The sequence below is a fragment of the Conexibacter stalactiti genome, from assembly GCF_033542075.1.
GTDB lineage: Bacteria > Actinomycetota > Thermoleophilia > Solirubrobacterales > Solirubrobacteraceae > Conexibacter > Conexibacter stalactiti.
In genome coordinates this window covers 24365-43562 of the sequence record NZ_JAWSTH010000025.1, presented here as the reverse complement: position 1 = coordinate 43562, position 19198 = coordinate 24365, and the positions used below count along the sequence as shown (strand labels likewise).

At 72.2% G+C, this 19198-nt stretch carries 20 protein-coding genes; 16 read left to right on the top strand and 4 right to left on the bottom strand.

Annotated features, from left to right (window positions below; all coding sequences use genetic code 11):
• The first annotated feature begins 4 nt into the window (after window positions 1–4).
• Entirely contained in the window at window positions 5–619 is a 615-nt protein-coding gene (locus R7226_RS11625; protein ID WP_318597323.1) for a hypothetical protein, read from the top strand.
• Here the strand turns inward: R7226_RS11625 and R7226_RS11620 are convergent.
• Together R7226_RS11620 and R7226_RS11615 are read right to left on the bottom strand one after the other, a co-directional pair.
• Complete coding sequence (locus R7226_RS11620) at window positions 616–1878, bottom strand: ribonucleotide-diphosphate reductase subunit beta (protein WP_318597322.1); 1263 nt, start codon at window positions 1876–1878, stop codon at window positions 616–618. The two genes, R7226_RS11625 and R7226_RS11620, sit on opposite strands and share 4 nt — an antisense overlap.
• Before the next feature lie 58 nt (window positions 1879–1936).
• A complete protein-coding gene (locus R7226_RS11615) occupies window positions 1937–3307 on the bottom strand; it encodes a glycine--tRNA ligase (protein ID WP_318597321.1) in 1371 nt (456 codons plus the stop codon).
• 103 nt (window positions 3308–3410) lie between these two features.
• Between R7226_RS11615 and R7226_RS11610 the strand changes: the two genes are divergently transcribed.
• Together R7226_RS11610 and R7226_RS11605 are read left to right on the top strand one after the other, a co-directional pair.
• Window positions 3411–3779, top strand: a complete 369-nt coding sequence (locus R7226_RS11610) for an FmdB family zinc ribbon protein (protein ID WP_318597320.1) — start codon at window positions 3411–3413, stop codon at window positions 3777–3779.
• 52 nt (window positions 3780–3831) lie between these two features.
• Window positions 3832–4146, top strand: coding sequence for a hypothetical protein (locus R7226_RS11605; protein WP_318597319.1), 315 nt, complete (start codon window positions 3832–3834; stop codon window positions 4144–4146).
• On the opposite strand, the gene R7226_RS11600 is transcribed toward R7226_RS11605, so the two are convergent.
• Window positions 4083–5069, bottom strand: a complete 987-nt coding sequence (locus R7226_RS11600) for a LysR family transcriptional regulator (protein WP_318597318.1) — start codon at window positions 5067–5069, stop codon at window positions 4083–4085. The two genes, R7226_RS11605 and R7226_RS11600, sit on opposite strands and share 64 nt — an antisense overlap.
• 70 nt (window positions 5070–5139) lie before the next feature.
• Between R7226_RS11600 and R7226_RS11595 the strand changes: the two genes are divergently transcribed.
• Window positions 5140–5505, top strand: coding sequence for a YybH family protein (locus tag R7226_RS11595; RefSeq protein WP_318597317.1), 366 nt, complete (start codon window positions 5140–5142; stop codon window positions 5503–5505).
• Here R7226_RS11595 and R7226_RS11590 read toward each other — a convergent pair.
• Complete coding sequence (locus R7226_RS11590) at window positions 5502–6770, bottom strand: LCP family protein (RefSeq protein ID WP_318597316.1); 1269 nt, start codon at window positions 6768–6770, stop codon at window positions 5502–5504. The two genes, R7226_RS11595 and R7226_RS11590, sit on opposite strands and share 4 nt — an antisense overlap.
• Before the next feature lie 23 nt (window positions 6771–6793).
• Here R7226_RS11590 and R7226_RS11585 point away from each other — a divergent pair, with 23 nt between their 5' ends.
• From R7226_RS11585 to R7226_RS11530, 12 genes are all read left to right on the top strand, one after another.
• Entirely contained in the window at window positions 6794–7777 is a 984-nt protein-coding gene (locus R7226_RS11585) for an ROK family protein (RefSeq protein WP_318597315.1), read from the top strand.
• A complete protein-coding gene (gene rsmI, locus R7226_RS11580; protein ID WP_318597314.1) occupies window positions 7778–8587 on the top strand; it encodes a 16S rRNA (cytidine(1402)-2'-O)-methyltransferase in 810 nt (269 codons plus the stop codon).
• Window positions 8588–8693: 106 nt separating this feature from the next.
• The gene (locus tag R7226_RS11575) at window positions 8694–9452 is read left to right on the top strand and encodes a succinate dehydrogenase cytochrome b subunit (RefSeq protein ID WP_318597313.1); all 759 of its coding nucleotides are present in this window, start codon (window positions 8694–8696) and stop codon (window positions 9450–9452) included.
• Complete coding sequence (locus tag R7226_RS11570; protein WP_318597312.1) at window positions 9449–11371, top strand: fumarate reductase/succinate dehydrogenase flavoprotein subunit; 1923 nt, start codon at window positions 9449–9451, stop codon at window positions 11369–11371. Before R7226_RS11575 ends, R7226_RS11570 begins: the two co-directional genes overlap by 4 nt.
• Window positions 11368–12138 carry a succinate dehydrogenase/fumarate reductase iron-sulfur subunit gene (locus tag R7226_RS11565; protein ID WP_318597311.1) on the top strand — a complete coding sequence of 257 codons (771 nt, stop codon included), beginning with the start codon at window positions 11368–11370 and terminating at the stop codon, window positions 12136–12138. Before R7226_RS11570 ends, R7226_RS11565 begins: the two co-directional genes overlap by 4 nt.
• Before the next feature lie 66 nt (window positions 12139–12204).
• Window positions 12205–13710 (top strand): methionine--tRNA ligase, encoded by a 1506-nt coding sequence (gene metG / locus R7226_RS11560; RefSeq protein WP_318597310.1) that lies wholly within the window; start codon window positions 12205–12207, stop codon window positions 13708–13710.
• A 14-nt stretch (window positions 13711–13724) separates the two neighbouring features.
• Window positions 13725–14474, top strand: coding sequence for a TatD family hydrolase (locus tag R7226_RS11555; RefSeq protein WP_318597309.1), 750 nt, complete (start codon window positions 13725–13727; stop codon window positions 14472–14474).
• Complete coding sequence (gene rsmA / locus R7226_RS11550) at window positions 14471–15316, top strand: 16S rRNA (adenine(1518)-N(6)/adenine(1519)-N(6))-dimethyltransferase RsmA (RefSeq protein WP_318597308.1); 846 nt, start codon at window positions 14471–14473, stop codon at window positions 15314–15316. The genes R7226_RS11555 and rsmA overlap by 4 nt, the downstream gene beginning before the upstream one ends.
• Entirely contained in the window at window positions 15313–16272 is a 960-nt protein-coding gene (locus tag R7226_RS11545) for a 4-(cytidine 5'-diphospho)-2-C-methyl-D-erythritol kinase (RefSeq protein ID WP_318597307.1), read from the top strand. The genes rsmA and R7226_RS11545 overlap by 4 nt, the downstream gene beginning before the upstream one ends.
• On the top strand, window positions 16262–16483 hold the full coding sequence (locus R7226_RS11540) for a hypothetical protein (protein WP_318597306.1): 222 nt from the start codon (window positions 16262–16264) through the stop codon (window positions 16481–16483). Before R7226_RS11545 ends, R7226_RS11540 begins: the two co-directional genes overlap by 11 nt.
• A gap of 78 nt (window positions 16484–16561) precedes the next feature.
• Complete coding sequence (locus tag R7226_RS11535; RefSeq protein ID WP_318597305.1) at window positions 16562–17818, top strand: PucR family transcriptional regulator; 1257 nt, start codon at window positions 16562–16564, stop codon at window positions 17816–17818.
• 168 nt (window positions 17819–17986) lie between these two features.
• Window positions 17987–19168 carry an EAL domain-containing protein gene (locus R7226_RS11530; protein ID WP_318597304.1) on the top strand — a complete coding sequence of 394 codons (1182 nt, stop codon included), beginning with the start codon at window positions 17987–17989 and terminating at the stop codon, window positions 19166–19168.
• The last annotated feature ends 30 nt before the right edge of the window (window positions 19169–19198 follow it).

Genomic DNA, 19198 nt, shown 5'->3' with positions numbered 1-19198 from the left:
AGGGGTGCTGCTGGCGTTGCTGCTGGTCGGCCAGTTCGCGCTGCCGCGCGTCGCGGAGGACGTCGTGAGGGACAGGCTCGGGAACGACGAGGTGGAACAGGTCGAGGTCGACGCGCTGCCCGCGGTCGAGCTGCTGTGGCGCCACGCCGACCGCGTCAGCGCGCGCGTGCGCAGCTACGACGCGCAGGCCAACGACGTCGCCGACGACATCGCGCAGACGGCCGGCGTGCAGCAGCTCGACGTGCGCATCGAGCGGGTTCGCGCGGCGGCCGGGCTGGAGCTGCGCGACGTGCTCGTGGAGAAGCGCGACGGGGTGCTGCACGGCAGCGCGGTGCTCGATCCCGGCCAGCTCGCGGCGGCGCTGCCGGCGGGCGTCGAGGGCGAGCTGGTGCCGCGGGCGGACGGCGCGGTCGTCGTCGATGCCCGCATCGCGGGCGCGCCGGTGCGGCTGCGCGTCGAGGTGGTCGACGGTCGCGTCGTCGCGCGCCCGGAGGGGCTGCTCGGGCTGCTCACCTCCTACACGCTGTTCGCCGACCCGCGCATCGACGTCGAGCGGGTCAGCGCCGAGCCCGGCGCCGACGGCCGCGTCCTCCTGCGCGCGCAGGCTCGCGTTCGCTAGCCCAGCAACCTCGGCATCCGCGCCAGCAGCCGCAGCGAACCGCTCGGGCGCAGCCGTCGCCGCACCAGCGCCATCCGCGGGTCGATCCGCCCCGCCGCCACGTCGACCCAGTCCTCGACGCTGCAGTGGAAGGTCAGGTCGGCGCCGCCGGCGACCGCGCCGGGCATCGCGCGCGTGTGACCGTTGTCGATCCGCAGGTGCCACGGCTCGGCGTCGGTGAACTCCCATCCGAGCGTCACCGGCCGGCGCGGCGCGTAGCGGTGGTCGACGAGCCCCTCGACGCCGTCGAACAGCAGTCTCAGCGTCGCGCGGTCGCGCGCGGGCGGGCCGGTCTTCTCGCCGAGGTAGCCGGCTCTCAGCAGCGCGACGCCGTACTCGGCGCGCTCACGCGGGCGCTGTCCGCGCGGCAACGGCAGCCGCATCTCGTCCAGCGGCATCCCGGCCGCGCGCAGCTTGCTGTCGAGCGAGGCGATCCCCAGCTCGTAGATGTCGAGCAGCTCGAAGCCGAACGCGGTCGCGTAGCGCTCGTCCCAGCCCGGCGGGACGAAGACGGCGAGCGCCCACGGGAGCACCTCGCGCAGCAGCTCGGCGACGGCCTCCTTGCACTCCGGGTCCTCGCGCTGGAGGTCGTAGAGCAGCTTGACGCCGAAGCCGATGTGGCGCTGCTCGTCGAACTCGACGTTGCGCATGCCGCCGTAGAAGCCGGGCAGCGTCTCGCGCCGCTCCAGGTAGCCGGTGATGAAGTGCTGGCCCGACTGCGCCAGCGTCGCCTCGACGATCAGGTGGTAGAGCGCGATGGCGGCCGCCAGCTTCGGCTTCGATCTGTCCCGGCGCAGCTCGTCGGCCATCGTGTCGAGGCGGTCGAAGACTCTGCGGAAGCCCCACGTCAGCTGCGGCGCGATCGCCGCCAGCCCGCCGGCCATCGTGCCGTCGCCTACGTCTGCGACCTCGTGCATGAAGCGCTTGAAGAAGACGGCGTGGCGCGCTTCGTCGACCTGCTGCGTGGCGAGGAAGTACTTCTGCTCCTCCAGCGGCGCGGCGTCGATGTACGGCGAGAGGTTGTCGGCGACGGCGTCCTCGCCGTGGAAGAAGAGCGAGTAGTTCCACAGCGCCGCTCTGCGCTCGAACGGGTCGAAGCGCTCCTGCCACTGCTCGCGGTCCGCGCTGAAGTCGATCTCGGTCGCGCTCCAGTTGCCGCGTTCCCAGCGGGCGTAGAGGTCCGTGTAGCTGATCTGCTCGGTCGCGCTGACGACGGCCATCTGGCACCTCCTCGGTTGCACCGGATGGTGCAACCGTACCGACGCCCGACCGGACTGGCTAGGCGGACAGTTTGGGAGACTGCCAGGGCGCCTTCAGGCGGCGCTCGAGCTCGGGCGCCAGCTCGTCGATCGCGATCCGCACCTGCTCCAGCGAGTCGCGGTCGCGCAGCGTGACGGTGCGGTCTTCGAGCGTCTGGTGGTCGACCGTCACGCCCCACGGCGTGCCGATCTCGTCCTGGCGGCGGTAGCGCTTGCCGATCGAGCCGCCCTCGTCGTACTCGGCCTGCATCCGCTGGCGCAGGTCGTCGAAGATCTCTCTGGCGACCTCGGGGTGGCCGGCCTTCTTCAGCAGCGGCATCACCGCGACCTTGACCGGCGCGAGCTTCGGGTGCAGGCGCAGGACGGTGCGCACGTCGCCTTCGACCTCCTCCTCGTCATAGGAGTCGACGAGGAAGGCGAGCGTCGCGCGGTCGGCGCCGGCGGCCGGCTCGATCACGTGCGGCGTGTAGCGCTCGCCGGTGCCGGGGTCCATGTACTCGAGCTTCTCGCCCGACGCCGTTCTGTGCGCGTTGAGGTCGAACTCGCCGCGGTTGGCTATGCCCTCCAGCTCCGACCAGCCGATCGGGAAGAGGTACTCGACGTCGCTCGTGCCGGACGCATAGTGCGACAGCTCGTCCTGGTCGTGGGCGCGCAGGCGCAGATGGTCGGGCCGGATGCCGAGGTCGGTGTACCAGCGCTCGCGAGCGGAGAGCCAGTGGGCGAACCACTTCGGCGCCTCGTCCGGCGGCGTGAAGAACTCCATCTCCATCTGCTCGAACTCGCGCGTGCGGAAGATGAAGTTGCCGGGCGTGATCTCGTTGCGGAACGACTTGCCGACCTGCGCGATCCCGAACGGCGGCTTTCTGCGCGCGAACTGGAGCACGTTCTTGAAGTTGATGAAGATGCCCTGCGCCGTCTCAGGCCGCAGGTAGACGGTCGCGCCCTCGTCTCTGACGGGCCCGACGGTCGTCTCGAACATCAGGTTGAAGGCGCGCGGCTCGCTCAGCTCGCCGCCGCAGGTCGGGCATCTGACGAGCGCCGGGTCCTCGCCGTTCTCGACGGCGGCCTCCTGGAGGTGGTCGAGGCGCCACCGTCTCTTGCACTCGCCGAGGCACTGCACGAGCGGGTCGCTGAAGCCGGCGAGATGGCCGCTGGCCTCCCACACGCGCGGGCTCTGGATGATCGCCGAGTCGATCGCGACGACGTCGTCGCGCTCCTGCAGCATCGAGCGCCACCACTCGTTCTTGACGTTCGTCTTCAGCAGCACGCCGTAGTGCCCGTAGTCGTACGTCGATCCGACTCCGCCGTAGATCTCGGAGGAGGGGAAGATGAAGCCGCGCCGCTTGCAGAGCGCGACGATCTTGTCCATGGTCACGATGTCGTTCGCCATCAGGTGGCGGATGCTAGCCGGGTCGGCGGGGTCGGCGCACGGACATCGTTCCTTGGCACTCTCGCGGTGAGAGTGCCAACGGACATGCCATACTCTTCCGACGATGCCGATCTACGAGTACCGCTGCGAGAACGGGCACAACTTCGACGCGATCCAGCGCATGAGCGACGATCCGCTCACGACCTGCGAGGTCTGCGGCGCTCCCGTTCAGCGCGTCCTGCATGCGCCCGCCGTGCACTTCAAGGGCTCGGGCTTCTACAACACCGACTACGGTACGAAGAAGCGCGCCCGCGAGTTGAAGAGCGCGGGCGAGGGCACCAGCAAGAGCAACGGTGATGGCGCCAAGAGCAGCGACACGAAGTCGACCGACAGCAGCTCGACGACCGCTTCGTCTTCGTCGTCGTCCGACGGCAAGTCGGGCAGCGGATCGACGAGCGGCGGCGACAAGGCCGCCAAGAGCACCGCGAGGTAGCGGCGCGCTCGCGGCGGCGGCCGCGCTCCTGCTCGCGCTCCCGGCCGCCGGCATGGCGGACGACTCGTCGCGCTACCTCGGGCAGGTCACCGACACGCTGCGCGCGCCGACGCACAAACTCGCCGCGGGTGCCGACGGACGGGCGCTCGCCGACCTCGTCTTCGTCGACCGCGACGAGGACGGCACGACCTACCGCACCTGCGTCAGACGGATCGGCCGCGCGACGGTGCGGACCTGCTTCACGACCGTCAGCGGCGACGCCGGCGGGCCGGCGATCACGCCGCTGAGATTCCAGCGCGGCCGCTACGCCGTGTCGTGGTCGGTCGCCGGCGAGTCGGTCGCCGCCTGGCGCTTCCGCGTCGTCTGAGCGGCGCCGGGCGCGGGCGCGCCTGCGCTTGCCGCGCCCGCGGCGGGTGCCGCCGCGCGCGCCAGTTCGATCAGCGCCCGTGCCGCCGGGCTCGCCGGTCCGTGCGCGCGCCACGCCAGCTCCATCCGCGCGTGCAGCCTCGGCGTGCCGATTGCGATCGCGTGCAGTTCGCTGCCGGGCGCGACCGCGACGACGCGCGGCAGGATCGCGATGCCGAGCCCGCGCCGGGCCAGTTGCACGAGCACGGCCGGGTCGCTCGCCTCGAAGGCGATCCGCGGCGTCATGCCGGCGGCGGCGCAGCCGGCGTCGAACGCGCTGCGCAGCCCGCTGCCGCGCGGCAGGCTGATCAGCGGCAGGCCGGCCAGCTCGACCAGCGCGATCGCGCCGCGGCCGACGAGCGGGTGGCCGGGCGCGACCGCGGCGACCAGCGGCTCCTCCAGCAGCGTCGCGACCTCGGCGCCGGCCGGCGGCGGGCCGGCGAGCGCGGCGACGGCGAGGTCGATCTGGCCGTCGAGCAGGCGCGCCAGCAGCGTGTCGGAGTTGCCCTCGGTCAGCGTCACATCGACCGCCGGGTGGGCGCGGTTGAAGCGGCCGAGCAGGTCGCTGACGAAGCCGGCCGGGCCGCCCGGGACGATCCCGACCGCGACGCTGCCGCGCAGCAGGCCGGCCAGCTCGTCGACGGCCTCGCGCACGCCCGCGACCGCCTCCAGCGCCGCTCGCGCCCGCGGCAGGACCGCCTCGCCGACGGCGGTCAGCCGCACACGGCGGCCGGAGCGGTCGAACAGCTCGTGGCCCAGCTCCGCCTCCAGTCTGCGCACCTGCGCGCTGACGCCCGGCTGCGCAACGTGCAGCGCGGCGGCCGCCTGCGTGAAGCTGGCCGTCTCGGCGACGGCGACGAAGTATTCGAGCTGGCGCAGTTCCATACGTGATGCTTCTGGCGAGCAGCAATCATAGATCTTGTGCTTCTGGTCACGCGAGGGGACGCTTGCGGGCATGACCACGACACGCGAACTCGCCCAGACGCCGGAAGACCTTGCCCGCCTCTTCGTCCAGCGCGCCAACGCCCGCGACGCGGAGGGGCTCGCGGCGCTCTACGCGCCCGACGCCGTGATGGGCTTCCCGCCCGGCGCCGCGACCGTCGGCCGCGAGGCGATCCAGGCCGTGCTGGAGCAGATGCTGGCCCACGCGCCGCTGCCGTTCCCGCTGGAGGAGCCGCTGCCGACGCTGATCCACGGCGACCTGGCGCTGACGGCGACCCGCCCCTCCGACGGCAGCGGCGGCCGCGCGCAGGTGGCGCAGCGCCAGCCCGACGGCAGCTGGCTGCGGATCCTCGACCGGCCGGAGGCGGGAGCCTCCTAGCCGTCCATGAACGACTGCACGGCGCGCTGCTTCTCGGCGTCGTCGACGACGAGGCCGGAGCCGCCGTCGGGCAGCGTCTCGAAGCTGGACGGTCTCAGCACCTCGACCGGCGGCGTGCCGCCGATCGCCGCGGCGCCGAAGAAGCCGAGCAGCGTCGGGCCGCCCATGTCGGTCCGCATCGCCTTCGGCGCCGCCCACGAGACCCACGGCAGCCGGAAGAAGGTGCCGGGGGAGGTGACCTTGTCCTTGATCCCGCTCAAGATGTCCTGCTGGCGTCTGGCGCGGGTGAGGTCGTCCTCGGAGGGGTTGCAGGAGTTTCTGCGCGTGCGCGCGAGCGTCAGCGCGTCCTCGCCGTTGAGGTGGTTGACCCCTCTTCTGAGGTTGAGCGTCCAGCCGCCGTTGGAGATGCCGCCGCTGATCTCCGAGCAGACGCGGCCGGTCTTGACGTCGATCCCGCCGAGCGCGTCGATCAGCTTCGGGAAGTTCTCGAAGTCGACCTCGATCAGGTGGTTGATCGGGATCCCGAGGTACTGCTCGATCGTGTCGATCGACAGCGCCGCGCCGCCGAAGGCGTAAGCGGCGTTGATCTTCTGGCGGCCGTGGCCGGGGATGTCGACGACCGTGTCGCGCGGGATCGACAGGCGCGCCGACGTGCCGCCGCCGACGCGCCACAGCAGGATCGTGTCGGAGCGGCTCGGGCCGCTGGTCGAGGCACCGGGCTCCTTCGTCCCCTCCGGCCGCTGGTCGGAGCCGAGGATCAGCACGTTGTTGGCCGAGGTGAGCGGGTAGCCGGCGTCGGTCAGCGCCGCCTTCGCCTCGTCCGAGACCTTGCCCTTCTGGATCTGCGCGCTGACGAGGAACAGCACGAGCGACAGCGCCAGCCACGCGCCGACCGCCAGCGCCAGCCACTTGATGACGCGCCCGACGGTGATCGCCCGGCGCGGCCGTCGACCGCGGCCACCGCGACCGGGCAGGCGCAGCCGCCGCCCGCCGCCGTCGCCTCCGCCGCCGTCGTAGCCGCCCGCGTCGGGCTCGCCGAGACCGGCCGGCTCGCCGCGCAGCCGCTCGCGCAAGCCGCGCGGCTTCGTGCGGTAACGCGTGTACGCGGGCTCGTCGCCGGGCCGCGGGTCGGCGGCGCCGTCGCCGGCCGCGGGCCGTCCGGCGGGGCGCTCTCCGCGACGTGCGGAGTCGTCGTCGCCGGCGCGGTAGACGCGGTAGGAGGGCTGGTCGCCGCGCTCGGGGGGATCGTCGCCGTGCTCTGCCATGGGGCCCGTCTATAGTGCCGACGATGTCGGCCGAGTGCGTTATCGGCGTCGACCTCGGCGGCACCAAGGTGCTCGCCGGCGTGCTCGACGGAGAGCTGAATGTTCACAACCGCGTGTACAGATCTGTGCATGGGTTGCCGCAGGGTGAGCTGATCGAGGTGATCGTCGCCGCGGTCGAGGAGGTGCGGGCCGCCGCCGACGCGGAGATCTCCGCCGTCGGCTTCGGGATCCCGTGTCTGATCGACCAGCGCACCGGCGTCGCGACGATGGCGGTCAACCTGCCGATCAGAGACATGCCGTTCCGCGACGTGATGGCCGAGCGGCTGGGCCTGCCGGTCCACGTCGACAACGACGCCAACATGGCGGCGCTGGCGGAGTTCCGCGCCGGCGCGGCAGTCGGCGTCACCGACGCGGTCGTGCTGACGATCGGCACCGGCATCGGCGGCGGTCTGATCCTCAACGGCCGCCTCTACCGCGGCGCGATCGGCTCCGGCGCGGAGCTGGGCCACATGGTGATCGAGGTCGACGGCCCGCGCTGTCAGGGCAACTGCCCCAACCACGGCTGCCTCGAGGTGCTCGCCTCCGGCACCGCGCTCGCGCGCGAGGGCACCCGCATCGCCGGCGAGCGGTCCGACTCGCTGCTCGGCAGAGCGCTCGCCGACGGCCGCACCGTCAACGGCGCGCTGGTGACCGAGCTGGCGCACGACGGCGATCAGGCCGCGATCGACACGCTCGCGCTGATCGGCCGCAACCTCGGCGTCGGGATCGCCAACTACCTCAACATCTTCAACCCCGACGTCGTCGTGATCGGCGGCGGCGTGATCGCCGCCGGCGAGCTGCTGATGGCGCCCGCGCGCGAGGAGGCGGCGCGCCGCGCGCTGCCGACGATGCGCGATCACGGTCGCATCGTCGTCGCCAGCTTCGGCCCAGAGGCCGGCATGGTCGGCGCCGGCGCGCTCGCGCTCGACGAGCTGGGGAAGACCCGGCCAGAGGGCTCGGTCTCCTAAGTGGCCGGGCGTCTGATCGTCTGCCCGACGCCGATCGGCAACCTCGAGGACGTCACGCTGCGCGTCCTCTCGGCGCTGCGCGAGGCGGATCTGATCGCCTGCGAGGACACGCGTCGCACGCGCGTGCTGCTCGACCGTTACGGCGTCGGCGGCGAGCTGCTCTCCTACCACGAGCACAACGAGCGCGACCGCGCCGCCGAGCTGGTCAAACGGATGCAGAACGGCGCCAATGTCGCGCTCGTCTCCGACGCCGGCATGCCGCTCGTCTCCGATCCCGGCTTCCTGCTGGTGCAGGCGTGCGTCGCCGCCGGCCTCGCCGTCGAGGTGCTGCCCGGCCCGAGCGCCGCGCTCGCCGCGCTCGTCGCCTCCGCGCTGCCGGCCGAGCGCTGGCGCTTCGTCGGCTTCCTGCCGCGCAAGAGAGGCGAGCTGCGGACGGCGTTCGAGACCGACGAGACGCTGGTCGCGTTCGAGTCGCCGAACCGCCTCGCAGCGTCGCTGGCGGTGCTGGCCGAGGTCGATCCGCAGCGGCCGGTCGCCGTCTGCCGCGAGCTGACGAAGCTGCACGAGGAGATCGTGCGAGGCGGCGCGGCGGAGCTGGCGGAGCGCTACGCTGCCGAGGCGCCCCGGGGAGAGGTCGTGCTCGTCGTCGGCGCCGCGACCCCCGTGGCACCGGAGCTGGGCCCCGCTTTGGGCGCGCTGAGGAGACTGGTCGAGGCCGGCGCCAAGCCGCGTCCGGCGGCTGCCGTCGTCTCCGAGCTGACGGGCGTGTCGGCCAACGACCTTTATCGCGCCCTCACCTCCGAGCAGTAGTCACAAGCGCCACGAACGCGCTATTGTCTGACCATCGGACGATCTTGGTCCGATGGGCCGGGCGCGAGGCCCCCCGCAAGCGCGCCCCTCGACCACTTTTCGGAGAATGCTCGTCACAGACGGAACACGCGCCCGACGCTCGGGCCTGCGCGAGCTGTGGGACTCGTCGATCGGCAAGAAGATCGCCGTCGCCGTCTCGGGCGCGGTGCTCGTCGGCTACGTGGTCCTCCACATGCTCGGCAACCTCAACTCGCTGTACGGACCGGGCGGAGGCGACGCGCGCGTCGACGAGTACGCCCACTGGCTGCGCACCTTCGGCGAGCCGCTGCTGCCACACGGCTTCGTGCTGTGGGCCGTGCGCGTGCTGCTGCTGGTCGCGGTGATCGTCCACATCACCGGCGTCGTGCAGCTGAGAGCGCGCAGCCGCGCCGCTCGCGGCGGCCATGCCTCGCGCCGCATCGGTCGCAGCTTCTCCTCCGCGACGACGATGGTGACCGGCACGCTGCTGCTCGCCTTCATCGTCTTCCACATCCTTCAGTTCACGACGCTGACGATCGACGTCACGCCGCTGTCGGAGGGCGCCGTCTACGCGAACCTCTACAACGCCTTCCAGAAGTGGTACTTCGTGCTGCTCTACGTGCTGGCGGTCGGCTCGCTCGGCTTCCACCTGCGGCACGGCGTCTGGAGCGCGGTGCAGACGCTCGGGCTCGACTCGCCCGAGCGCAACCAGCCGCTGCGCCGCACCGCCGGCGCGCTGGCGGTCGTGATCGTCGTCGGCTTCCTGCTCGTGCCGATCCTCTTCTGGACCAACGCGCTCGGCGAGCCTGCCACCGTCACCGCCGCGCTCACGGGGGCGATCCGATGAGCTCCACGATCACGCTCGACGCGAAGATCCCCGCCGGTCCGCTCGAGGACAAGTGGAACACCTGGCTCGACGCGCACGCGCTCGTCGGCCCGCGCAACCGCGGCTCGCACACCGTCATCGTCGTCGGCACCGGCCTTGCCGGCGCGTCGGCCGCGGCCTCGCTCGCCGCGCAGGGCTTCCGCGTCAAGTCGTTCTGCTTCCAGGACTCGGCTCGCCGCGCCCACTCGATCGCCGCGCAGGGCGGCATCAACGCCGCGAAGGACTACGCCAACGAGGGCGACTCGGTCCGGCGCCTGTTCGTCGACACGATCAGAGGCGGCGACTTCCGCGCCCGTGAGGCGAACGTCTGGCGGCTGGCGCAGCTGTCGGCCAACATCGTCGACCAGGCGGTCGCGCAGGGCGTGCCGTTCAACCGCGAGTACGGCGGCGCGCTCGCGACCCGCTCGTTCGGCGGCGTGCTCGTGCAGCGCACCTTCTACTCGCGCGGGCAGACCGGCCAGCAGCTGCTGCTCGGCGCCTACAGCGCGCTGCAGCACCAGGTCTCCGCCGGCAACGCGAAGGTCTACAACCGCCACGAGATGCTCGACGTCGTGCTCGTCGACGGGGCGGCGCGCGGCATCATCGCCCGCAATCTCGTCACCGGCGAGCTGGAGCGTCACGCGGCCGACGCCGTCGTGCTCGCCTCCGGCGGCTACACGAACGTCTACTACCTGTCGACGAACGCGATGAACTCGAACGTCACGGCGGCCTGGCGCGCGCACAAGCGCGGGGCGCTGATGGCGAACCCCTGTTACACGCAGATCCACCCGACCTGCATCCCGCAGAGCGGCGAGTACCAGTCGAAGCTGACGCTGATGAGCGAGTCGCTGCGCAACGACGGCCGCGTCTGGGTTCCGCGCAAGCCGAGAGACTCGCGTCCGCCGGCGCAGATCCCCGAGGCCGAGCGGTACTACTTCCTCGAGGAGCGCTACCCCGCCTTCGGCAACCTCGTCCCGCGCGACGTCGCCTCGCGCGCCGCGAAGATCGTCTGCGACGAGGGCCTCGGCGTCGGCGGCACCGGCCGCGGCGTCTACCTCGACTTCCGCGACGCGATCGCGTCGGTCGGCAGAGCGACGGTCGCGGGCAAGTACGGCAACCTCTTCGACATGTACAGCCGCATCACGGCCGAGGATCCGTACGAGACGCCGATGATGATCTACCCGGCGCCGCACTACGCGATGGGCGGCCTGTGGGTCGACTACGAGCTGCAGACGACGATCCCCGGCTGCTTCGCGATCGGTGAGGCGAACTTCTCCGACCACGGCGCCAACCGCCTCGGCGCCAGCGCGATGATGCAGTGCCTCGCCGACGGCTACTTCATCGCGCCGCACACGGTCACCAACCACATCGCCAGACAGTCGACGAAGGTCGACGAGAGACACGCGGCGTTCGACGAGACGCTCGACGAGGTGCGCGGGCGGATCGACAGACTGATGAACGTCGGCGGCACGACCGCGCCGCAGGTGATCCACCGCGAGCTCGGCAACGTGATGCTCGACAAGTGCGGCATGTCGCGCGACGCCGAGGGCCTGACGCACGCGATCGAGCGGATCCACGAGATCCGCGACGAGTTCTGGAACGACGTGCGCGTCGACGGCAGGCCCGACCAGCTCAACCAGAGCCTCGAGCTGGCCGGCCGCGTCGCCGACTTCATCGAGTTGGCCGAGGTCATGTGCATGGACGCGCTTCGGCGTGAGGAGTCGGCCGGCGGCCACTTCCGCGAGGAACACCAGACCGGCGACGGCGAGGCGCTGCGCGACGACGACAGATTCGCGACCGTGACCGCGTGGGAGTACGGCGGCGAGGGCGGGATGCCGGTCGCGCACGAGGAGCAGCTCACGTTCGACAACGTCAAGCTCGCGACCCGGAGCTACAAGTGAACTTCACATTGCAGATCTGGCGCCAGGACTATCCGGGCGACTCGGGCCGCTACGAGACGGTCGAGGTCACCGACATCGACGCCGAGGCGTCGTTCCTCGAGATGCTCGACCAGGTCAACGAGAGCCGCATCGCCGGCGGCGGGGACGCCGTCGCGTTCGACAGCGACTGCCGCGAGGGCATCTGCGGCGCCTGCTCTCTGATGATCGACGGGCTGCCGCACGGGCCGCAGCAGGTCACCACCTGCCAGACGTACATGCGTGACTTCAGAGACGGCCAGACGATCAGAGTCGAGCCGTTCCGCAACAACGCCTTCCCGGTCCTGAGAGATCTCGTGACCGACCGCAGCGCGCTCGACCGCATCGTCGAGTCCGGCGGCTTCATCTCGACGACGACCGGCCCGCAGCCGGAGCCGAACTCGATGCCGGTCAGCCCCGAGACGCAGAAGACGGCGATGGACGCCGCGATCTGCATCGGCTGCGGCGCCTGCGTCGCCGCCTGCCCCAACGGCGCGGCGATGCTGTTCACCGGCGCGAAGGTGACCCATCTCAACGTCCTGCCGCAGGGTCAGGCGGAGCGCGGGACGCGCGTGCGCTCGATGGTCCACCAGATGGACGCGGAGGGCTTCGGCGGCTGCACCAACTTCGGCGAGTGCTCGCTCGCCTGCCCGCAGGAGATCTCGATCGACGTGATCGGGACGCTCAACCGCGAGTACCGCAGAGCGGTCCGCGAGGAGAAGAAGGCGACCAAGAAGATGGTCGCGCAGTAGGCAGCCTCGCACCGCGGGACGGCGCGCCGCGATCCCGGCGCGCCGGCCGCTACTGTAGTCGGCCGCGTGCCCTATTACGTCACCACCCCGATCTACTACGTCAACGCGCAGCCGCATCTCGGCCACGCGTACACGACGATCGCCGCCGACGTGCTCGCGCGGCACATGCGCCAGCGCGGTGAGCGCGTCTTCTTCCTCACCGGCACCGACGAGCACGGCGAGCCGGTAGCGCTCGCGGCCGAGAGAGCCGGCGTCAGCCCCAAGGAGCTGGCCGACAAGAACGCCGCGCGCTTCGAGGCGATGATGCCGCGGCTGAACGTCACCAACGACTTCTTCATCCGCACCTCCGATCCGCGTCACGTCAGACGCGTGCAGGAGGTGATGCAGCGGATCCACGACAACGGCCACACCTACCTCGGCACCTACGAGGGCTGGTACTGCCCGCGCTGCGCCGACTTCAAGAACGAGAACGAGATCGCGGAGGGCAACACCTGCCCGATCCACCACATCCCCCTGCTGCGTGAGCAGGAGGAGAACTGGTTCTTCAAGCTCTCCAGCTTCCAGGAGCCGCTGGAGCGGCTGTACGCGGACCGGCCCGACTGGGTCAAGCCCGAGTCGCGGCGCAACGAGGCGCTCTCGTTCATCAGATCGGGCCTGCGCGACGTCTCGCTCTCGCGCGGCAAGTTCACCTGGGGCGTGCCGGTCACGTGGGATCCCGAGCACGTCTTCTACGTCTGGTTCGACGCGCTGCTGAACTACTACACGGCGCTCTCGTTCGCGGACGAGGGCGAGGACCTGACCGACCTCTTCTGGCCGCCGAACGTCCACCTGATCGGCAAGGACATCCTCAAGTTCCACGCCGTCTACTGGCCGGCGATGCTGATGGCGGCCGGGCTGGAGCTGCCGCGCTCGGAGATGGTCCACGGCTATCTGCTGCTCGACGGCGAGAAGATGTCGAAGTCGCTCGGCAACGTGCTCGACCCGTTCGACGTGATCGACAGATTCGGCACGGACGCGCTGCGCTTCTACTGCTTCCGCGAGGTCTCCTTCGGGCAGGACGGCTCGGTCTCGACGACCGGCTTCGAGGCGCGCTACGAGAGCGAGCTGGCCAACGGCTACGGCAACCTCGCCAGCCGCACGGTCGCGATGATCGGGCGCTACCGCGACGGCGTCGTGCCGGCGGTCCCGACCGACGCCGCGCTGGCGCGGGAGTTCGACGGCCTCGCCGCGACGGTCGCCGGCCTGCTCGACAGAGCGGAGCCGAGCCAGGCGCTGGAGGAGATCTGGGTGCGCGTGCGGCGGCTCAACAGATACGTCGAGGAGCGCGCGCCGTGGAAGCTGGCGAAGGACCCTGAGCAGGCGGCCCTGCTCGACGAGACGCTGGCGACGCTGGCCGAGGGGCTGCGCGTCGTCACGGTGCTGCTGCATCCCTACATCCCGGAGACGGTCACGAAGCTGCTGGCCGCGCTTGACCGCCCGTCGCTCGACTTCGACGGCGCCGCGTTCTCGGCGCAGGGGTGGGGGACCGCGGTCGCCGCGATCGAGCCGCTGTTCCCCAAGACGCAGAGATAGGGGCGGGCGGCGCGATGATCGACAGCCACACCCACGTCACCTCGTGCAGAGCGCCTGCCGCCGAGCTGGTCGCGCAGGCCGAGCAGGCCGGCGTCCATCGCCTGCTGACGATCGGGACCGAGTCGGACTCCTGCCGCGCTGCGCTGCAGCTGGCCGAGGACTTCCCGCAGGTCTACGTCGGGATCGGCCGCCACCCCAACAGCGCGACCGGCTTCGACGACGCCGACCTCGCGGAGCTGCGGGCGCTCGCCGCGCATCCGAAGTGCCGCGCGATCGGCGAGACCGGGCTCGACTTCTACCGCGACAACGCGCCGCGCGCGGACCAGGAGCGCGCCTTCCGCGCCCAGATCGCGCTCGCGCGCGAGGTCGACAAGCCGCTCGTGATCCACACGCGCGCCGCCGACGACGACACGCTGACGCTGCTGGCCGAGGAGGCCGACGGCGTGCGCGTGATCCTGCACTGCTTCTCGATGGCCGACAAGGTCGACCTCTGCGTCGAGCGCGGCTACTGGATCTCGTTCGCCGGCAACGTCACCTACCCGGCCAACGCCGACCTGCGCGCCGCGGCGGTGCGGGTGCCGGCCGACAAGCTGCTGGTCGAGACCGACGCCCCGTACCTCAGCCCGCAGCCGGTGCGCAAGGAGCGCAACGTGCCCGCCAACGTCGCGCTGACGGCGCAGCTCGTCGCAGTCGAGCGGCGGGTCTCGTATGCCGAGCTGGAGGCGCAGGTCGAGGCGAACGCGTCCGAGCTGTTCGCCTGGTGACCGAGCCGAACGAGCCGACCCAGCCGTCGCTGCGCCGCATGCGGCAGTTCGGCATCCGGCCCAACCGCGAGCTCGGCCAGAACTTCCTGATCGACTCGAACATCCTCGACGTGATCGCGCGCGCCTCCGAGCTGGCGCCCGAGGACGTCGTGCTGGAGATCGGCGGCGGCCTCGGCGTGCTCTCCGAGTACCTCGCCGAGCGCTCCGCGCACGTCCACGTCGTCGAGGTCGACCGCATCCTGGAGGAGCCGCTGCGCGACGCGCTGGCGCCGTTCGGCGAGCGCGCCACGCTGCACATGGGAGACGCGATGGCGCTCGACCTGACGGCGCTGGACCCGCAGCCGACGAAGGTCGTCGCGAACCTGCCGTACGGGATCGCCGCCGGCGCGATCCTGCGCACGCTGGAGGAGATCCCCACCGCGACGCGCTGGGTCGCGATGGTGCAGAAGGAGGTCGGCGAACGGCTCGCCGCCAAGCCCGCGACCGCCGCCTACGGGATCCCTTCGGTGATCGCCCAGCTCGCCGCCGACGTGCGCGTCGTGCGCCCGGTCTCGCGGCGCGTCTTCTTCCCCGTCCCGAACGTCGACTCGGTGCTGGTCGGGCTGACGCGCACCGGCCCGGCAGCGCCGAGAGCGCTGCGCAGCTTCGTGCAGGCGGCCTTCGCCCACCGCCGCAAGACGCTCGCGAAGTCGGTCGGGATCGCCGGCGCCGGCTCGCCCGAGCGCGTGCGCGCCGCGCTGGAGGCGCTCGGCCAGCCCATCGACGTGCGCGCCGAGCGGCTCTCGCCGGCGCAGCTGCGCGAGCTGTGGGAGGCCGTGCGGGCAGCCGAGGCCGCGCCATGAGCGAGCCGACGCTGCGCGCGCTCGCCCCGGGCAAGACCAACCTCGGGCTCTTCCTCGGCCCCACGCGCGCCGACGGCCTGCACGAGCTGGTCACGCTGATCGAGCCGCTGTCGCTCGCCGACGAGCTGACGCTGGAGGAGCTGCCCGGCGGCGCGCTGAGCGCCGCCGCGCCCGGGCTCGACGACGCCGCCTGCGCCGGCGGCGCCGACGAGGTCGTCTGCGCCGGCGTCGAGGGCCCGAACCTCGCCGCGACCGCGCTCGAGCGCTACCGCGCCGCGAGCGGCTGGGACGGCCCGCCGCGACGGCTGACGATCGTCAAGCGCGTGCCGGTCGCCGCCGGGATGGGCGGCGGCTCGGGCGACGCCGCGGCCGCGCTGCGGCTCGCCGCGCACGCCGCCGGGCGCCCAGGCGATCCGCTGATCGCCCAGCTGGCGCCGCGGCTCGGCGCCGACGTGCCGAGCCAGGTCGCGCCCGCGCCGGTGCTCGTCCACGGCGCTGGCGAGCACGTCGAGCCCGTGCTCCCGCCGCCGGCCCATTGGCTGCTGGTGCTGCCCTCACGCGAGCGTCTGTCGACGCCGGAGGTCTTCCGCGAGGCCGACCGGCTGGGGATCGGGCGGACCGCGCAAGAGCTGCTGGAGCTGCGCGAGCGGCTGCGAGAAGGGCTGCTTCCCGAGCTGCTCGTCAACGACCTGGAACCGGCCGCGCGCTCGCTCTGCCCGGCGATCGCGCCCGCGCTGGAGGCGGCGCGAGCTGCCGGCGCCGACCACGCCTTCGTCAGCGGCTCAGGCCCGACGGTGATCGGCCTCTTCTGGGGCGAGCAGGGCGAACGGGCCGCGCGGACCGGCGCGGAGCGCCTGCGCGAGCGCTTTCCCGGAGCGGTCGCGGCGCGTCCGGTCGCGCCCGACTTCGCGGCCGTCGGCGTCGTGCGCGACAATGGAGCGGCTCATGAGCAATGACGCGATCGTCCAGCTCGTCGCGGTCGGCGCGGGCATCGTCGGCCTGTTCGCCTTCCTGGCGCTCGTCACCGTGCCCGTCGCCTCGGCGTACGAGCGCGTCTGGGAACGGCTCGTCGCGGGGCTGCTCTCGCTGTGGGTGCTGGCCGCGCTGATGGGCGTCGGGGCACTCGTCGGCGCCGCGGTCATCTACTACTGGCCGCGCCTCTTCTAGCGCCCGCGGCGGCGCGTCGCGGGCTCCTCCGCGGCAGCCGCGCTCGCCGTTCCTTCGCCCGCTCGTACAATTGGGTGCATGTCCTCGCAGGCTCGCGGTGAGACATCCGCTCCCGACCTCAACGCACTCGAGGCGATCACCGACGCGATCGCGGCTGGCGCCGGCCTGCCCGAGATCATCCGCGCGGCCTCGCGCGCGCTCGACGCGAGCCTCGTCCTGATCGACCGCACGAGCGTCGTGCTGGCCGTCGCGGCGCGCTCTCCGGCCGAGGAGCGGGCGCTGCTGCGCGACGCCGAGGGGGTCGAGCGGATCGAGCTGCGAGTCGCCGACACGGTCGTCGGCCAGCTGCGCCTGCGCGGGCGCGACGCTGACGGGGCGGGCGCCCACAGCGCGATGCAGCGGCTCGTGACGACGCTGATCGCCTCCGAGGTCGAGCGCGTGCGCGGGCCCGAGCGCGCCTCCGAGGAGGCCGCCGCCGCCTTCGTCCACGCCGTCCTGGCACGGGAGATCGCCGACCGCGACGACCTCGTCGCGCGCGGCAAGGAGCTGGGGATCACGCTCGACCGCGGCGGCAGCGTCGTCGTCGTGCGCGCCCATCCGCGCACCCCGACCGACGACGACTGGCGCTCGCGGCTGCTGGCGCTCGCCGAGCGCGGCGCCCGCTCGATCGCGCCGGGCGCGATCGCGGCGCCGACGCGCGAGAGCGACGGCGACGAGGTCGTCGTGCTGGTCGCCGACGGCGACGGCGACGCCGGCCGCCGGGTCGGCGCGACGGTGCTGCGCGAGCTGGAGGCCAACCTCAGCGGTTTCGCCTTCGCGGTCGGCCGCAGCCGCGTCGCGCGCGACCCGGTCGACCTGCACCGCGCCGGCAACGAGGCGCTGCTGGCCGCCAACGTCGTCGAAGGCGATCCCGACGAGGCGCTGCTGGCCTACGACGACACCGGCACCTACCAGCTGCTGCTGCCGCACATGAGCGACCCGGCCGAGCTGCGGCGCTTCTACGACGAGACCGTCTCGAAGATCGTCGCCTACGACGAGCAGTACGAGACCTCCGACCTCGTCGGCACGCTGGAGACCTTCCTCGACTGCGACGGCAACGTCAACGCGACCGCCGCCAGGTTGATCACCCATCGCCACACCGTCCGCTACCGCTTCGAGCGTGTGCGCGAGATCACCGGCCTGGACGTCGCCTCGACCGACGGGCGCGAGAAGCTCTCGTTCGGCCTCAAGGCGATGCGCGTGCTCGGGATCGCGGCGCCGCGCGGGCCGGCGACCGAGCGCGGCTCAGAGGGCGGGCGCGTGCGGCGCGAGTCGCCGGACCGCTCGGGTCGCTGAGCGGCCGCGCTGTCCTCGCGCTGACATCGCCGCGGGGCCCGCTCGACACCACCGATCGGCGGTGTCGAGGTTCGCGCGCGCGTTTGCCGCAACCACCGTTTTGTGTCACGTCGAGCAGTCGTGTTTTCGCGGCGCTCGGACGCTCGTCCTAGGCCTAGGATGCTTGTTGTGGAAGCGGGAACAAGCGGCGGCGGGGGCCTGCCGGACGGGAAAGCCGGCGCGGAGCTCTCCGTCTCTCACCTGATCGACCGGCGCGGCCGCTGCCGGCTGGCCTACGAGCCGGTCGCCGACCTCGCGCGCGGGGTGATCTGCGGCTTCGAGGCGATGGCGCGCTTCCCCGAGGCGATGAGCCGCGACCGCTGGCGCGAGGAGGCGCTCAGACGCGGGCTGGAGCCCGATCTCGACGTCTTCGTCGTCGACTCGGTGCTGGCGGCGCGCGAGAGCCTCCCGGACGACTGCTTCCTGTCGTTCAACATCGATGCGCGGACGCTCGTGCGCGAGCCGGTGCAGCGTGCGCTGGAGGAGATCGGGCGGCTCGACCGCCTCGTCGTCGAGCTCTCCTCGCTGGCCTCCACGGTGCAGGAGGGCGATCTCGCCGACGCCGTCGCGCGGCTGCGGCAGGCCGGCGCGACGGTCGCCGTCGACGACGTCGGCAGCGGCACCGCGACGCTGCGCCAGATCGCGATAGTGCGGCCGGAGTTCGTCAAGCTCGACGCCGCGCTCGTCAGCGGGCTCCACCGCGACGACGCCAAGCGCGTGATCGTCGACACGATCGGCCATCTCGCCAGCGAGCTCGACGCCTGGATCGTCGCGCAGGGCGTCACGCAGGTGGAGGAGCTCGACGCGCTGATCCAGCTGCGAGCGCCGCTCGCGCAAGGGCCGCTGATCGGCGTCAGCACCAAGACGCTGACGCGGATCGGCTTCGCGCTCAGCGCCTACGTGAGGGACCGCGGCGCCACCGCGACCGCGCCGAGCGGGATCATCGCGCTGATCGAGCGTCCGCCGGCGCTGGAGCGCGACAGCGGCCGCGAGGAGCGCGCGGGGGTCTTCGCCGACGACCCGTCACTGCTGCACCTGCCGCTCGTCGACGCGCGCCGGCGCCCGGTCGGGATGCTCGAGCGCGGTGTCGCGCTGCGCGGCGAGGACCCCGTCGAGGACGTGCTCGTGGTGTCACGTGCGGCACGCATCCCCGAGCTGGCGCGGCGCGCGATGCTGCGCCCGCCGCAGACGCGCTTCCATCCCGTCGTCTGCTGCGACGTGCAGGGGAGATACATCGGGATCGTGCGCGTCGAGCGGCTCGTCGCGGCGCTCGCGCTGGCGCGCGAGGCAAGGCCGGTCGCGACCGCCTGAGCAAGCCGCGCGGTGCGTGCGTGCGTGCCA